Source organism: Kushneria avicenniae, assembly GCF_900112585.1.
GTDB classification, from domain to species: domain Bacteria; phylum Pseudomonadota; class Gammaproteobacteria; order Pseudomonadales; family Halomonadaceae; genus Kushneria; species Kushneria avicenniae.
Genome location: NZ_FOLY01000003.1, coordinates 64,011 through 79,761, shown reverse-complemented (window position 1 = coordinate 79,761; position 15,751 = coordinate 64,011). Strand labels below are relative to the sequence as shown.

Below are 15,751 nucleotides of genomic sequence, written 5' to 3'. Positions count from 1 at the left end.
TGGGCGCGCCAGTGTAACAAGAAGTCGATGGCCTGTCGGCAGGCCACACGCCCGTCGAGGCAGGTGATGACTGTTTTTTGCCGGGCGCCACTGCTTTATCATGCCCTCCTCGTTTTGACCGCTATCAGGAGCGCTCGTGTCCGACAGAGCCACGATCAGAATTGCCACCCGCAAGAGTCAGCTCGCCCTGTGGCAGGCGGAACACGTCAAGTCTCGCCTTGAGGCCCTGCATCCGGGCATCGAGGTCGAGCTTGTCGGCATGTCCACGCGCGGGGACCGCATTCTGGATACGCCGCTGGCCAAGGTCGGCGGCAAGGGGCTGTTCGTCAAGGAGCTCGAGGAGGCGATGCTGGCAGGGCTTGCCGATATCGCTGTGCACTCCATGAAGGACGTGCCGATGAGCTTTCCGGACGGGCTGGGTCTGCATGCGATTCTGGATCGCGGTGCGCCGACGGATGCGTTTGTTTCCAATGATTATCCGAATTTCGATGCCTTGCCGCAGGGCGCGCGTATCGGTACTTCAAGCCTGCGTCGCGCGCTGCAGATTCGCGCCGCCCGCCCTGACCTGGAGGTGCTCAGCCTGCGCGGCAACGTGCAGACCCGGCTGAGCAAGCTGGATGGCGGCGAGTTTGACGCCATCATCCTGGCCACCTCCGGGCTTGAGCGGCTCAATCTGGACATGCGTATTGCCGAGCGTCTGGCGCCGGAAGTGATGCTGCCGGCCTGCGGTCAGGGGGCGCTGGGCATCGAGTGTCGCAGCGATGACGAGGCTCTGCGGGCTCTGATCGCTCCGTTGATCGATCCGCTCTCCAGCCTGCAGGTGCTGGCCGAGCGCGCCATGAACACGCGACTGGAAGGCGGCTGCCAGGTGCCCATCGGCGGCTATGCGGTGCTGGAAGATGATAACCAGACGCTGTGGCTGCGGGCGCTGGTCGGGGCGCCTGACGGCTCTCAGGTCATCCATGCCGAAGCGCGTGGTCCGGCCGACGACCCGGAAACGCTGGGCATTCGGGTGGCCGAGGATCTGCTGGCCCGTGGGGCCGGCGCTATCCTTGATGCCGTGTATGCTGACGAGCGGCCACCGCGCTGAAAATCTGACATGTCTCGATCGCCCTCGAATCATGACCGTGTTGCCCTGATCGCCCGCCCCGGTGCCCGTGCACAGGCGCTGGAGGAGGCACTCGTGTGGGTCGGTCTTGAGCCCTGCTCGCTGGAGATCATGACTTTGGTCGCACGCGAGCCGGGCCCACAGGCGCGTACGCTCCTGTATGATCTGGATGATTTCAGCCACATTATCTGCACCAGCCCGTTTGCCGCCGGTTGTCTGATCGAGGCCATCGAGGCGCGCTGGCCTCAGCTGCCCATGGGTCTGGAGTTTCATGCCACCGGGGTAAGTACCGCCGAGGTGTTGAAAACGGGGCTGGGCGTTGAGGTCAGCGCCCCGGCACCGGGCAGTGGCAGTGCCAGTGAGGCGCTTCTGGCGCTGCCCGGCCTTCAGGCCGTCGAGGGCGTGCGCATCGCGCTGGTATGCGGGGAAGGGGGGCGTGAGCTGATTGAGCAGACACTGACCGAGCGTGGCGCCCGGGTGTCTCGACTGGCACTCTATGAGCGCCGGCTTCAGCCACCCGATGAGACGGCCCGCGAGCGACTGGCGCGAGGGGAGTTTGCGGTATTGATCGTGACCAGTCAGGAGCAGATTGAGTACCTTGAACAATGGTGTACCCCGGTGGCCCGGACGCGACCGCTGGTCGTTTCCAGTCAGCGATTGGCTACAATGGCAGGCAGATGTCATTTTGAATGTGTTTTCATTGCCGGCGATGCCACGCCGCAGACATTGGCAGAGACCTCGGCCATGGCCTGGCAGCAGGCGCCGGGCATACCCGATTAAAAAAAGGGCAGCGATAAATGAGCAAGCAGGAAAACGATAACGACGATCGCAGCAAGGCTTCTTCCGACAGTGCCGCCACTGGCGGTACGTCTGCCACCGGTGCCTCGACGAGTGCCGGCACCGGGACAGGGGGCGCGGCGGAAAACGCCGCGGTGACCGGAGAGGGCGCACGTACCGGCGACACGGCCTCGCCGGAAACCGGGGTCAGCAGCAGCGGTCGCCCGTTTGAACCCGGTGACATGCGCCCCGAGAACCGCCCGCGTCAGAAGAAAGGGCGGCGCTCGGTCATGTTGCCCATCCTGCTTGTCCTGCTGTTGCTGGCTCTGGCAGCGCTCGGCTTCGGTGCCTGGCTGTTCGAGCAGCAGCGCAACGAGATGGATCAGCTGCGCCAGGACGTCAATCAGGTTCAGCAGAGCAGCAGCCAGTCCTCTCGTGAGGTCTCAAGCGCCCTCGACTCGCGCGATCAGCGTATCAACCAGCTTGCGTCACAGCTCGAGGACAATGATCAGGCGCTGTCGCGCGTGATGGAAGAGCTCACGCGCAGCCAGCAGACCGATGAGCGTCAGTGGCAGAGCGCCGAAATCGAATACCTGCTGCGCATGGCCAACCAGCGCCTGCAGCTCGAGCGTGACGTCAGCGGTGCTCGTTCGCTGCTTGAAACCGCTGACCGGCGGCTTCAGCAGATCGACAACCCGGCCCAGCTGCCGGTTCGTCGGGCGATCGCCTCAGAGCTTTCACAGCTGGAAAGCCTGCCCAACGTCGATCACAACGGTCTTTTCCTGACGCTGTCCGCGATGGCCGATCGTGTTGACGAGCTGCCGCTCTCTCAGGAAAGCGAGGCCTTGGCGGCCCAGCAGGATGATGGCTCGCTCTTCAGTGGTGGCTGGCGCGAGCAGCTCTCGCGCATGGGCACCCAGCTCAAGGATCTGGTGACGGTACGTCGTCATGACGAGCCGCTGGAAGCGCTGATCACGCCGACCCAGGAAGGCTATCTGCGCCAGAACGTGCGCCTGCTGCTTGAACAGGCACAGCTGGGCGTGATGCGCAGTAACCAGGAGATCTATCAGGACAGCCTCGAGCGTGCCGAGACGCTGATCACGACCTACTTCCGCACCGAGGACAGCAACGTTCAGCGCCTGCGCGACCAGCTTGAACAGCTGGGTCAGCAGAACATCAGCCCTGAGCTGCCCGATATCAGCGGCTCGATCGAGGCGATCAACAAGCTGCAGAGCGCCCGTCGTAGTGGCCAGAACAGCGGGCAGGGGGCGTCCTCATGAGAAAGCTGATCCTGTTCATTGTCGTCGGGCTGGCGGCCGGGGCGCTGATCGGCCAGCTGATGATGTCCACGCCGGGCTACATCCTGATCCGGGTCGGCGACATCTCGCTGCAGACCTCCTTCTGGTTCGGGCTGCTGCTGCTGTTCGCGCTGTTTCTGGTGGTGCATTTCGTCCTGCGCCTGCTCTGGCGCCTGCGCCGTCCGGTCAGCCGCATGAAGCTGTGGAATGCCCGTACCCGCAACCGTCAGGCCATGCACCGTACCGTCAAGGGACTGGTGGCGCTGGCCGAGGGCCGCTGGAAGCGCGCCGAGCAGTCGCTGACCCGCTCGGCCGAGGACTCCTCCACGCCGCTGGTCAACTATCTCTCCGCGGCACTGGCAGCGCATTATCAGGGCCGTCACGAGCAGGCGGACGAGCTGTTGAAAAAGGCGCACAACAGCACCGAGGGCGCCGACAGCGCCGTGGGGTTGATGCAGGCTCAGCTGATGCTGGATCGTCAGCAGTCCGAGCAGGCGCTGGCCACCCTGACCCGTCTTCAGACCCAGATGCCCGAGCATCCGCAGGTGCTCAAGCTGCTCAAACAGGCCTATCTCAACGTGGAAGACTGGGAAGGTATGCGACAGCTCCTGCCGAAGCTCGAGCGTCACGACCTGATCAGCGAGGAAGAGCGCAAAACGCTCGAGCGTCGCACCTATCTGGCGTTGCTGACCCAGGCCGATCAGCAACAGGACACGGATCGGGCCCGCACGCTCTGGGCCGAGATGCCGGAATCGCTCAAGGGCGATGTGGATCTGGTGCTCCTGCAGGCGGCCATTCTGGAGCGCGGCAACGACGCCGGCGAAGCCGAAAGCATGATCCGTCAGTCGCTGCGCAGCCGCTGGGACAGCCGGCTGGTGGCGCACTACGGTCTGCTGTCCGTCGAGCCCGAGCGTCAGCTGGTGACCGCCGAGAAATGGTTGCAGGAGCGTCCCAACGATCCGGAGCTTCTGATGGCGCTGGGGCGGCTGTCGCTGCGCAACGCCTACTGGGGCAAGTCGCAGGAGTACTTCGAGGCCAGCCACCGCCAGCGGCCCAGCGGTGTGGCCTGCGCCGAGCTGGCAAGGCTTTATGCCAGTCTGGGCCAGCACAGCAAGAGCCAGCACTATTATCGCAAGAGCGTGGAGCTGCTGGATCGTTCGTTGCCGGCCCTGCCGCAACCCAGCGAGCATACCAGCTAGTCTCGATGGTTTACTGATAGAGCGCCCCCGGGCGCTCTTTTTCATGGCGATGTCACGTCTTTTCAGGTCAGTCCGTACGGTCCGGCAAGCGGCCGTGTGGTGAAACAGGGTCTCAAGGATCAGCGAGCATGCAGTCAGCAGGCATCATGGATAACGTCAGCTCCCGCGGGTGGAGCGGAGTCTCACGGTCGAGGCGTCTTCTTGCGGGGCTGTGTCTGGTCGTGGCGAGTATCGGGATCGCTCAGGCGCAGGAACAGCCGGATGACGTCCTGCGCACCACGCTTGATAACGGTCTCGAGGTCGTAATCGTGCACAGTGATCTGGCGCCGGTAGTGACTACTCAGGTCAATTACCACGTCGGTTCCAGCGAAGCGTCCAGTGAGTTTCCCGGTACCGCGCACGCCGTCGAGCACATGATGTTTCGCGGAGGACCGGGCCTGTCAAAGGATCAGCTTTCCGTCATTTCGGCCAATATGGGCGGCAACATGAATGCCTTTACCGAAAATGACCGCACTCAGTATCACTTTACCGTGCCGGCCGATGACCTGAACGTGGCTTTGAACATCGAGGCTTCGCGCATGAAGGCGGTCGATATGAGCGAAGCGGACTGGGCACAGGAGCGCGGTGCCATCGAGCAGGAGGTGTCGGGCAATCTCTCCAATCCGGCCTTTCGTTTTTATACGCAGCTGGTCGGTGAACTCTATCGCGGGACGCCCTACGCCTGGACGCCGCTTGGCACGCGTGATTCCTTCGACAACACTACCGCGGCCGATCTGAAGGCGTTCCACGATCAGTGGTACGTGCCCAATAACGCCACGCTGGTGATTGCCGGCGACGTGGACCCGCAGCAGGCGCTCGGCCAGGTAAAAACCCTTTTTGGCGATATTCCCGAGAAAACGCTGCCCGAGCGGCCCGACTTTGACTTCGAGCCAGTCACCGCGCGCACCATCGAGCTGCCGACCAACAGCCCCTACGGTTCGATCTATATGGGCTGGCGTACACCGGGCCTTCAGGACGACGACTTTGCGGCAACCCAGGTACTGCTGGATGTGCTGGGCTCCGAGCGCGGGGAACTGACCGCCATGGGTTATGACGGCACGGCACTGGCGGGGGGCATGGGCGGTCAGCTGCAGCCACACGCGGGTCTGGCCATGGCCGTCGGTGTCTTTCCCCGCGGCGGTGACCCGGCGCCGATCAGGGCCCGTATGCAGGAGATCATTGCGGACGTGGTCAAAACCGGCGTGGATCCTTCGCTGGTCGAGGCCGCCAAACGCCGAATCATTGCCGAGGTGGATGCCAGTCGCGAATCGGTCTCCGGGCTGGCCAGTGCCTGGTCTGATGCCCTGATCAAGCGCGGACTCGACTCCCCGCAGGATATGAAGGCGCAGTATGAAGCGGTCACGGTGGATGACGTCAACGCACTCGCCAAAAGACTCCTGACTCCCGAGCGGGCGGTGACTGCAATACTGACGCCGGAAGCGTCCGGTGCCCCGACCAGCAGCGAAGGCTATGGCGAGCCCGAGAATCTGACGTCGGCGCCCGAGGGGCCGGTCGAGCTGCCGACCTGGGCCGAGCACGCCTTTGATAATCTCGATATCCCGGTCTCGACGCTTGCGCCAAAGGACTATCGACTGGACAACGGTCTGCGCCTGATCGTCCAGCCCGAGACCGCCAGTGACCGCGTCATGGTGAGTGGCGCCATCGATACCAACGCCAATGTGCAGATGCCCCCGGGCAAGGAGGGAGTCAGCGATATTCTGGAAGGCATGTACGGTTACGGCAGCCAGACGCTGGATCGCCGAGCGCTGCGCGCCGCTGTCGATGCGCTGGGCGCCGAGGAGAGCGCCGGCACCAGCTTTGGGCTGGTCGTGCCGAAGGCGCACCTTGATGAGGGACTGGCGCTGCTGGCCGACCATCAGCTCCACCCGAATTTTTCCGAAGAGGCCTTTAATACCATCAGGCAGCAGAGCGTCCAGGCGCTGCCGGGCCGTCTGGAAAGCCCGGGTTTCCAGAACGCCTATGCCATGCTCGGGGCATTGTTGCCCGAGGATGACCCCCAGCAGCGACACGCGACGCCCGAAACCCTCGACAGCATCACGCTCGAGGACGTTAAACAGTACTTTGCGCGTATTTCGCGTCCGGACATGACCACAATGGTGGTGGTCGGCGACGTCAATCCCGAGCAGGTGCGTGATCAGGTCGAGCGTTACTTCGGTGACTGGCAGGCGCAAGGGCAACAGCCTGATGTAGAGTATCCGTCAGTGGCGCTCAACGCCGCCGGTGCCTATCACACGCCCGACAGTGCCGCCAGCCAGTCGCAGGTCATCATGTCACAGATGCTCAATGTGAATCGCGACAGCCCTGACCGGTTTGCGCTGTTTCTGGGCAATCAGGTCCTCAGCGGTGATTTCGCCTCGCGCCTGCATCAGGACCTGCGAGAAAAGCGCGGTCTGGTCTACGGCGTCAGTTCGAATCTGAGTCTGGATGCCCATCGTGGGCGTTTTAATGTCAGCTTTGGCAGTGACCCTGACAAGGCCGCCCGGGCAAGGGATCTGGTCGTTCAGAACCTGAAGCGGATGCAGAACGAGCCGGTCAGCGACAGTGAATTGCATCGGGCCAAGAGTATCCTGCTGCGTGCCATGCCGATGCAGGCGGCAAGTTACGGTGCCATCAGCAGCTCGCTGCTGAATCTGGCGCTCTCCGACAAGCCTCTGGACGCCACGACCCGCGCCGCAGAGCAGTTCGTAAAGCTGACCAGCGATGACGTGCAGGAGGCCTTCAGGGCCCACATTCGCCCGGACGGGTTTGTCACCGGGGTTCGGGGGCCTGCAATGCAGTAACCGGCAGACGTCCGGTTTCAGCCGGCATTCAGGCAGGCGGTGCAGTCTGGATCATCGAGGCGCTGGACGCTCAGGGAATCTTGATGAAGCTCTTGCTGGTGGAAGATGATGCACTCCTGTCGGAGAGTCTGGCCGAGTGTCTGGAAGACGCCGGTTACAGCACGGATATCTCGGCCACGGTCCACGCAGCCCGCGCGCTGGCGGGAACCGAAGACTATTCGCTGGTCATTCTTGATCTCGGGTTGCCGGACGGGTCGGGACTCGAGCTTTTGAAACAGTGGCGGGCCCGGCGCTGGTCGGTGCCCATACTGATTCTGACGGCTCGTGATGGCTGGACCGACAAGGTGGAGGGGCTGCGCGCCGGTGCCGATGATTATCTTGTTAAACCCTTTCATGAAGAGGAGCTGCTGGCACGCCTGCAGGCGTTGCTGCGCCGGCACTCGGGCGCCATGGCCAGCGTTCTGGAAGTCAACGACATCTCCCTTGACGAGGATCGTCAGCAGTATCGGCTGGGGCAGGGAGCATGGCAGGTGCTGACCTCGACCGAGTTTCGCCTGCTTCGCTATCTCATGCATTATCCCGACCGTGTTCACTCCAAGCGTCACCTGCTGGATCAGCTGTATGCGCTTGAGCAGGATGCGGCCGCACCGAATCTGATCGAGGTCTACATTGCGCGGTTACGCCATCGCCTTGGGCGCGAACGCATCGTGACCCGACGGGGTGAGGGGTACATGCTTGTTTCGGCCTGATCGACGCAGCCTTCGCCTGCGCCTGCTGGGGACGCTGGCCATTGTGGCGCTGATGGTGGTCGCTCTGACCTGGCTGTTGCATGGCATGCTGCTCGACCGCCTGGCGCGCGAGTTTCTGTCCGATCGACTGCAGCAGGAGGCGCTCTACAGCGTCCGGCATCTTCAGAACACCAATGATCCTGAAAGACCAATGGCTCGGACGGTGACCGGCAATGTCGAAATCTTTCATCACTTCTATCTGCTGGACGCAGAGGGTCATGTTCAGAGCTCTCATCCCGATCTGATGTCAGCATTGGCCCCCTTGCTGAAAGGCCCCACCGAGCAGGCAGAAGAAGTGCAGTGGCGCGATCACCGGCTTCTGCTCTGGCGTACCCGCTTCATGCTGGACGGGCATCCCGCTACCCTGGTCATCGGGGAAGATTTTGCCAGCGTTGAGCGGGGGCTTGCACGCCTGCACCTGTGGATTGGCGCCATCTCCGCTGCGGTGCTTCTGGTGCTGCTGTTGCTGAATCTGGTGGCCGTCAATCGAGCACTGCGTCCCTTTTCACGCCTGGCCCGCCAGCTGGTCGAGCTGCAGCGGGGGACGCGCGCGCGCCTTGAAATCGAAACGGTTTCCGAGCTGGATGCGCCGATCGAACAGCTCAACGCCTTTCTGGATGATCAGGAGCGGCGCCAGCAGCGCTCGCGGGAGTCGCTGGCCAATCTGTCGCATGCCATCAGGACGCCACTGACGGCCGTCATTCAGTCGTTGCGTTCACGTCGCACGCTGGATGAGACGCGGCGGGCACGTCTTCTGGAGCGTCTTGACGACATCGATGAAAAGCTGGATGCCGAGCTGCGGCGTTCGCGCATTGCCGGTCCGCACACCGGGCAGCAGTGCACGACAATGTCGGACATCAACTCCCTGCTCGAGATGTTTTCGTCGCTCTATCCCGAGGTCATGTTTGCCCTGGAGGCCGGGACGCACACCGCTGATTACCAGCTGCCCATGGAGCGCCAGGATGGTATGGAAATGCTGGGCATTGTGCTGGATAACGCCGGTAAATGGGGGCGCCAGCGCGTTGAGCTGACCCTTTGCAGCCATCCGCCCGGTTTGAGACTCGAAGATGACGGCCCCGGCGTACCGGAGGCGCGATTGCCTCGGCTCGGTCAGCGTGGCTGGCGTCTGGATGAACAGCGTCACGGTCACGGGCTGGGACTCTCCATTCTGGCGCAGCTCATGGAGCGCTATGGTGGCCGGATACGCTACGCGAGAGCCTCGATGGGCGGGCTGCGCATCGATATCGATTTCCCGCCTGCCCGATAACCGCGCTTCGAGTGCGTTTCTTTCAGGCTCCTCTCAGGGAGTGCCTGCAGGATAGAGACACCACTACCTGACGCCATGCGTTGTGCCTGCTCCAGCGGTGAACCCGGGGCTGGTCGATCACCTGCCGCGGTGACGACGCCGAGGTCAATGTGTGGCGCAGGTTCACTCTCTATCCTATCGGGTTCGACACGCCATGACACATCATTCGATGGACCGCGAGCGACGCCGTCTGCTAATGGCCCTGGCCGGTACCGGCGTTCTGGCGGGTCTTGAAGGTCTGTTGCCGGGATATGCCCGGGGGGATGCGCTTTCGCCGCGTGCCGGACTGATCGGGCAGGTCAACGGTGGCGCCTCACGGTCGGTATCGCTGGATTTCAACGTGCGGCGCGAGCAGGTGGCCATCGCCAGCGGACATGGCGCCGGGGTCACGGTCAATCATGTGATTCCGGCGCCCCTGATCGAGTTCTGGGAAGGACAGAACGCGTCTCTGCGTGTCCATAACCATCTGGACGAGGACACCTCGATTCACTGGCATGGCCTGCTGCTGCCCTTTCAGATGGATGGCGTCCCGGGAGTCTCCTTTCCGGGTATCGCGCCGGGCACAAGCTTCGAGGCCCGATTTCCGGTGCGTCAGAACGGTACCTACTGGTACCACAGTCATTCCGGCATGCAGGAGCAAACCGGCCTTACCGGCCCGCTGATCATTCATCCTGCCGAGCCACCGCGACATCGTGTCGATCGGGAATACGTCATCATGCTCAATGACTGGACCTTTGAGGACCCTCATCGGGTCATGGCGCGGCTCAAGAGTCAGAGTGATTATTACAACCATCATGAGCGCACCGTCGGGGATTTTTTCGAGCATGTGGATAAAAAGGGCTGGGCCGCGACGCTTCGCGACCGTCTCGCCTGGAATAACATGCGCATGAGCCCTCGTGATATCGCGGATGTGACCGGCTCGACCTACACCTATCTCATGAACGGGCGCCATCCGGCGGTGGGCTGGGAGGGGCTTTTTACACCGGGTGAGCGTCTCCGGCTGCGGGTGATCAATGCCTCGGCGATGAGTTACTTCAACTTTCGCATTCCGGGGCTGGTCATGACGGTGGTGGCGGCCGATGGCAAGGAGGTGGTGCCGGTTGACATTGATGAGTTCCAGATCGGTGTGGCGGAAACCTACGATGTGATGGTTGAGCCCCGCGATGCGCTTGCCTTTACCCTGATGGCGGAATCGATGGATCGCAGCGGTTTTGCAGTGGGAACGCTCGCATCGCGCCCCGGGCTGAGGGCCGAGGTGCCCCCGCTGCGCCAGCCTCCCCGGCGAACCATGAAGGACATGGGCATGGCGATGGACATGAACATGGAAAAAGACATGGGCATGGGAAAGGACATGAACATGTCCCATGACAGTATGGGCGATATGTCCCATGAGGATATGACGTCACACATGGGTCGCCATGACGATTCCGGTGGTCATGCCGATTCCGATGAGCATGGCGCTGCCAGTGGCGTCGTTGCTCGCCACAATGCAGATCATCACGGTGCCGGTAACATCAGCGTCGCGCAGGTACAGTACGATCGGCTTGATGAGCCCGGCACCGGACTGGCCGAGGTCGATCATCGCGTGCTGGTCTACAGCCAGCTGCGCAATGTCGAGGCCATGCGTGACCGGCGCCCGCCCTCGCGCACCATCGAATTGCATCTGACCGGTAACATGGAGCGTTACATGTGGTCCTTTGATGGTCGTGAATATTCGCAGTCCACGCCCCTCGAGTTTCCCTATGGTGAGCGCATTCGACTGGTGCTGGTCAATGACACCATGATGGAGCACCCCATCCATCTGCATGGCATGTTCATGGAGCTGGAAAATGGTCAGGACGGGCATCTACCGTTCAAGCACACCATCAGCGTATTGCCGGCATCGCGGGTGTCACTGCTGGTGACGGCCGATGAGCCGGGACGATGGGCCTTTCACTGTCATCTGCTGTATCACATGGATGCCGGCATGTTCCGGGTCGTGCAGGTACGTCCGCAGGAGGCCGCCCATCATGTCTGATCAACGCCTGATCCTGCCGGCTCTGTCGATGACGACAACCCTGCTGCTGACGCCCATGATGGCGCATGCTGAGCCGACGCTGCCCGGTCGCGCATCACCGGAGAGTGTCACCCCCGATGGACCGGTCAATCCGCGTAGCGGCGCCCCGAGGAACTGGGAGGAGCCCGTCCATGATGATGCGCTCTATAGTCAGGTCATGGTGGATCGTCTGGAGTATCGCAGTGGCTCGGGCAGTCCGGATGCCTGGCTATGGGATGCTCAGGGCTGGTGGGGCAATGATCGAAACCGGTTCGTGTGGAAAACCGAAGGAGAGGGGCCTGTCAGCAATGGCTCGCCCGAAAGCACCGAGTTTCAGGCCCTGTACAGTCATCTGGTCGCGCCGTTCTGGAGTCTGCAGACCGGAGTGAGATATGACGTCAATCCCGATCCTGATCGCGCCTATGGCGTGCTGGGCATGCAGGGCACGGCCCCGGGCATGATCGAGACCGATGTGGCGCTCTTTGCCAGCGAGGAGGGGGACGTCAGCCTGCGAGGCGAATTCGAATATGACATGCGCCTGACTCAGCGACTGATTCTGCAGCCGCGCGTTGAAATCAATGCATCGCTGCAGGATGTGCCCGAATATGAGCGTGAGCAGGGGATCAACAGCACTGAAGCAGGGCTGCGGCTGCGCTATGAACTGATGCGTGAAGTGGCCCCCTATATGGGTATCAGTCACGAGCGCGATCACGACCGGAATGAGTCGACGACGTCGCTGGTGGCCGGGCTTCGGGTCTGGTACTGACCACGCCGCAGAGCTTTATCGGCGGCAAGCGTCTCGGTGATTGACGCGACGTGCGCTACGGCCATCTCTCCCCCTTTGCCGAGACACTGGCCGGCCCGGCAGGCTCGGCTTCCAGGGGCTCTGGAAGCCGAACGTAACGGTGATACGTTCAATCCCCTGCGATCACTCTTCCGGGTACGCCAAAGCGGTCCAGGCGCTATCCGCGCGGGCACTGGCCAGCATGGCCTCGACAAAGGCAAGCCCCCGACAGCCGGTATCGACATCGGGAAGCGTCACGTCGGCAGGCAGCTCGCCACGCAGATGGCAGGCAAAGTCGCGATACAGCTGGGCAAAGGCTTCGAGATAGCCCTCGGGATGGCCGGCCGGGACACGGCTGGCATGTTGATCCGCCGGGCCACTGCCGGGGCCGTTGCGAGACAGGCGCTGCATCGGCTCGCCCAGTTCTGCGAACCACAGCGTTTCAGGGCTTTCCTGATCGAAATACAGGCCACCCCGGCTGCCGTACACCGCCAGCTGCAGACGGTTGTTATTGCCCGGCGAGACCTGGCTGACCGACAGGCGCCCGCGGGCACCGCCCCGGTAACGCAGCATGGCCTGGGCGGCGTCGTCCAGCTGTCGTCCGGGGACGAACGTGTGCAGATCAGCGCTCAGGGTCTCGATGTCCTGACCGACGACATAGTCGGCCAGTTGCCAGGCGTGAGTGCCGATATCCCCCAGCGCGCCTGCCGGGCCGGCCAGTGTCGGGTCGCCGCGCCAGCCTTCATTGCCGGCTTCGCTCAGCCAGTCCTGGGCATAGTCCACCTGTACCAGCCGCAGCTCGCCCAGCGCGCCCTGACGGACCAGCTCTCTGGCGCGACGGATGGCCGGATAGCCCGAGTAGTTGTGCGTCAAAAGCAGCTGCACGCCGTGCTTTTTGACCAGTGCGCGCAGTGACAGCGCTTCTTCGAGCGACACGGCCAGCGGTTTCTCGCAGATGACATGGATGCCGGCTTCGATAAAGGCACGGGCGATCGGGGCGTGCAGATGATTGGGGGTCACGATGCTGACGACATCAATGCCGTCCTCGCGGGCAGCCTCCCGTTCGGCCATGGTGGCAAAGTCGGTATAGACCCTGTCCGGGTCGAGGTGAAGGGCCTCACCGCTGCTGCGCGCCTTGTCGGGGTCGGCGGAAAACGCGCCGGCGACCAGCTGATACTCGCCGTCCAGGCGTTGAGCCATGCGGTGCACACGGCCCATGAAACCGCCACCGACCATGCCGATGCGAATCGGAGCCGTCATGATTGATCTCCCGGTTGTTCCTTCAGACCCAGCAACTGGCGGCGCTGAGCGCTGTCCAGCGTGACGCCGGCAAAGTCATCAAAAGCGTTTTCGGCCACATCGATCATGTGGCGGCGGATGAATTCAGCCCCTTCACGGGCGCCCTGTTCCGGATGCTTGAGCGCACACTCCCACTCCAGCACCGCCCAGCCGTCATAGCCGTACTGCGCCAGCTTCGAGAAGATGGCACCGAAGTCGATCTGGCCATCACCCAGCGAGCGGAACCGCCCGGCACGTTCCACCCAGCCGCTATAGCCGCCATAGACGCCCTGGCTGGGAGAGGGTCGAAATTCGGCATCCTTGACGTGAAAGGCGCGGATGCGGTCGTGATAGCGGTCAATGAAGCCGAGGTAGTCGAGCTGCTGCAGCAGCATGTGGCTCGGGTCATAGAGCAGTTGCGCTCTGGGGTGATGGTCCACGGCGTCCAGGAAACGCTCGAAGGTCGTGCCATCAAAGAGATCCTCGCCGGGATGCAGCTCGAAGCACAGATCCACGCCCTGTTCATCGCAGGCATCCAGCAGCGGTCGCCAGCGCCATGCCAGCTCCTCGAAGGCGGCCTCGACCAGACCGGGCGGGCGCTGCGGGAACGGGTAGAGGTAGGGCCAGGCCAGGGCGCCGGAAAAGGCCGGCAGGGTGGTCAGGCCGAGTCGGTTCGAGGCCCGGGCCGCCAGTCTGATCTGGTCGCAGGCCCACTGCTGACGCGCATCGGGCTGGCCGCGCAGTTCGGGCGGGGCAAAGCCGTCCATCAACTGATCATAGGCCGGGTGCACCGCCACCAGTTGGCCCTGCAGGTGTACTGACAGGTCCGTGGGCTGCAGGCCATGGCGATCGAGGGTGGCCAGTACATCGTCGCAGTAGGCCTGGCTATCAGCGGCCTTCGCCAGATCGAACAGCCGGGATTCACCGCTGGGGATCTGTACGCCACGATAGCCGTGTCCGGCAGCCCACTCGGCCAACCCTTCGAGCGTGTCAAACGGGGGCTTTTCGCCCACGAACTGGGCGAGAAACAGCCCGGGGCCCTTGAGTGATTTCATCGTTTTCATGCCTCCTTGGTCCGATCCGGTGAGCGTCAGGCGCTTTCCCGGACGATGAGTTCATGTTCAAGCAGAGTGCCTGCTGGCGGCAGCTCCGGATCGTTGAGCTGTTCGAGCAGCAGGCGTGCGGCATTCTCGCCCAGCCGTTGCATCGGCTGGGCCACCGTCGTCAGTCTGGGGCGCACCATGGCAGCCAGCGGAATATTGTCGAAGCCGATAATGGCGATGTCATCGGGGACCTTCAGCCCCGCATCGTGAACGGCCTGCATGGCACCCACGGCCAGCGGGTCAGACGCGGCAAAGAGGGCATCGCAGCGGGGCGAGGCCGACAGCAGCCTTGTGGTCAGCCGATAGCCATCATCGAAATCGGGTTCGAAGGTATCCAGAGGGCTTCCCGGGGGCGGTGTCAGCCCGGCCTCTTCCAGTGCGGTCAGATAGCCCCGGCGTCGCTCGCGGGCGTACATGAAGCGCTCATCGCCGCCGATCATCGCGATGTGTCGTCGGCCGCGTTCAATCAGAAAGCGAACGGCGTCCGTCGCGGCACGTGCATTGTCGATCCCGACCCAGGGCACGCCGCTGGCGGCATCAAACTCACAGCAGGCCACCCAGGGCAGATGGCGGGTCTGTTCGCCCGTCAGGGCCTGAATGCTGTCGGGGTCCAGACAAATGGCGCCATCGGCCATCCGATTGGTCAGAAGTTCCAGATAGGTGCGCTGGGCATCGGGATCGGCGCCGGTGTCGCACAGCAGCATGTGATAGCCCCGGCGTCCCGCTTCGGCATCAATCCCCCGGACGATGCCCGCATAGAAGGGATTACTGTAATCCGGCACCAGCACCAGTATCAGGCGGCTTTCCGCCGTACGCAGGTTGCGCGCCAGTCGGTTGGCGCTGTAGCCAAGCGTGGCGATGGCGGCTTCCACCCGCTCCCGCGTACTGGGCCGTACAGCGCCGGTGTTATTGATGACTCTTGAGACGGTTGCAATCGATACACCGGCTTCGCGAGCCACTTTGTTAATCGACATCCTGAAGACTCAAGGTAAACGTTTTCACAATAAGCCTGATCCATATTCAGGGCAGGAAGAGATGCCAGACAACATGACGAACGGCTTTCACACATCCTTATCTGCCCATACTGGTTCAACAGGGCGGTCATGTCGAGATGATTGAAGCATCCTGGACCTTTTGCGGATATTACTGACGCGCGTTCTAACGTAGTTTTGGAAAGCGTTAAATGTAAACGTTTACAATAAAGCGGGTTCTGCTTCCAGGCGCTCGGCCGAGAA

The 15,751-nt window shown here is 62.7% G+C and carries 12 protein-coding genes; 9 read left to right on the top strand and 3 right to left on the bottom strand.

Translation table 11 applies throughout. The features are described 5' to 3' along the window. Positions 1-136 precede the first annotated feature (136 nt). From hemC to BM079_RS06740, 9 genes are all read left to right on the top strand, one after another. A complete protein-coding gene (gene hemC, locus BM079_RS06780; protein ID WP_090132196.1) occupies positions 137-1,090 on the top strand; it encodes a hydroxymethylbilane synthase in 954 nt (317 codons plus the stop codon). A gap of 9 nt (positions 1,091-1,099) precedes the next feature. Continuing rightward, a complete protein-coding gene (locus BM079_RS06775; RefSeq protein WP_090132194.1) occupies positions 1,100-1,888 on the top strand; it encodes a uroporphyrinogen-III synthase in 789 nt (262 codons plus the stop codon). A gap of 17 nt (positions 1,889-1,905) precedes the next feature. Beyond that, on the top strand, positions 1,906-3,165 hold the full coding sequence (locus tag BM079_RS06770) for a uroporphyrinogen-III C-methyltransferase (RefSeq protein WP_245742860.1): 1,260 nt from the start codon (positions 1,906-1,908) through the stop codon (positions 3,163-3,165). Beyond that, positions 3,162-4,382 carry a heme biosynthesis protein HemY gene (locus tag BM079_RS06765; protein WP_090132192.1) on the top strand — a complete coding sequence of 407 codons (1,221 nt, stop codon included), beginning with the start codon at positions 3,162-3,164 and terminating at the stop codon, positions 4,380-4,382. The genes BM079_RS06770 and BM079_RS06765 overlap by 4 nt, the downstream gene beginning before the upstream one ends. A 128-nt stretch (positions 4,383-4,510) precedes the next feature. Next, positions 4,511-7,222: a M16 family metallopeptidase gene (locus BM079_RS06760; RefSeq protein ID WP_245742859.1), complete on the top strand. Its 2,712-nt coding sequence runs from the start codon at positions 4,511-4,513 to the stop codon at positions 7,220-7,222. Between the two features lie 83 nt (positions 7,223-7,305). Next, a complete protein-coding gene (locus BM079_RS06755; protein ID WP_090132190.1) occupies positions 7,306-7,971 on the top strand; it encodes a response regulator in 666 nt (221 codons plus the stop codon). Next, on the top strand, positions 7,958-9,277 hold the full coding sequence (locus tag BM079_RS06750) for an ATP-binding protein (RefSeq protein ID WP_245742858.1): 1,320 nt from the start codon (positions 7,958-7,960) through the stop codon (positions 9,275-9,277). The genes BM079_RS06755 and BM079_RS06750 overlap by 14 nt, the downstream gene beginning before the upstream one ends. A 193-nt stretch (positions 9,278-9,470) precedes the next feature. Continuing rightward, a complete protein-coding gene (locus tag BM079_RS06745) occupies positions 9,471-11,333 on the top strand; it encodes a copper resistance system multicopper oxidase (protein WP_090132188.1) in 1,863 nt (620 codons plus the stop codon). Continuing rightward, a complete protein-coding gene (locus tag BM079_RS06740) occupies positions 11,326-12,117 on the top strand; it encodes a copper resistance protein B (protein WP_175489628.1) in 792 nt (263 codons plus the stop codon). Before BM079_RS06745 ends, BM079_RS06740 begins: the two co-directional genes overlap by 8 nt. Before the next feature lie 162 nt (positions 12,118-12,279). On the opposite strand, the gene BM079_RS06735 is transcribed toward BM079_RS06740, so the two are convergent. From BM079_RS06735 to BM079_RS06725, 3 genes are read right to left on the bottom strand one after another with little or no spacing between them, the layout of a single operon-like run. Further along, entirely contained in the window at positions 12,280-13,395 is a 1,116-nt protein-coding gene (locus BM079_RS06735) for a Gfo/Idh/MocA family protein (RefSeq protein ID WP_090132184.1), read from the bottom strand. Continuing rightward, on the bottom strand, positions 13,392-14,468 hold the full coding sequence (locus tag BM079_RS06730) for a sugar phosphate isomerase/epimerase family protein (RefSeq protein WP_090132183.1): 1,077 nt from the start codon (positions 14,466-14,468) through the stop codon (positions 13,392-13,394). Before BM079_RS06730 ends, BM079_RS06735 begins: the two co-directional genes overlap by 4 nt. Positions 14,469-14,503: 35 nt before the next feature. Continuing rightward, complete coding sequence (locus BM079_RS06725) at positions 14,504-15,490, bottom strand: LacI family DNA-binding transcriptional regulator (RefSeq protein WP_090132181.1); 987 nt, start codon at positions 15,488-15,490, stop codon at positions 14,504-14,506. Between the last annotated feature and the right edge of the window lie 261 nt (positions 15,491-15,751).

Coding starts and splice junctions, on each gene's coding strand:
- BM079_RS06760 (WP_245742859.1), top strand. CDS start 4,511: ATGCAGTCAGCAGGCATCATGGATAACGTCAGCTCCCGCGGGTGGAGC.
- BM079_RS06765 (WP_090132192.1), top strand. CDS start 3,162: ATGAGAAAGCTGATCCTGTTCATTGTCGTCGGGCTGGCGGCCGGGGCG.
- BM079_RS06745 (WP_090132188.1), top strand. CDS start 9,471: ATGACACATCATTCGATGGACCGCGAGCGACGCCGTCTGCTAATGGCC.
- BM079_RS06740 (WP_175489628.1), top strand. CDS start 11,326: ATGTCTGATCAACGCCTGATCCTGCCGGCTCTGTCGATGACGACAACC.
- BM079_RS06775 (WP_090132194.1), top strand. CDS start 1,100: ATGTCTCGATCGCCCTCGAATCATGACCGTGTTGCCCTGATCGCCCGC.
- BM079_RS06730 (WP_090132183.1), bottom strand. CDS start 14,468: ATGAAATCACTCAAGGGCCCCGGGCTGTTTCTCGCCCAGTTCGTGGGC.
- BM079_RS06770 (WP_245742860.1), top strand. CDS start 1,906: ATGAGCAAGCAGGAAAACGATAACGACGATCGCAGCAAGGCTTCTTCC.
- BM079_RS06755 (WP_090132190.1), top strand. CDS start 7,306: ATGAAGCTCTTGCTGGTGGAAGATGATGCACTCCTGTCGGAGAGTCTG.
- BM079_RS06735 (WP_090132184.1), bottom strand. CDS start 13,395: ATGACGGCTCCGATTCGCATCGGCATGGTCGGTGGCGGTTTCATGGGC.
- BM079_RS06725 (WP_090132181.1), bottom strand. CDS start 15,490: ATGTCGATTAACAAAGTGGCTCGCGAAGCCGGTGTATCGATTGCAACC.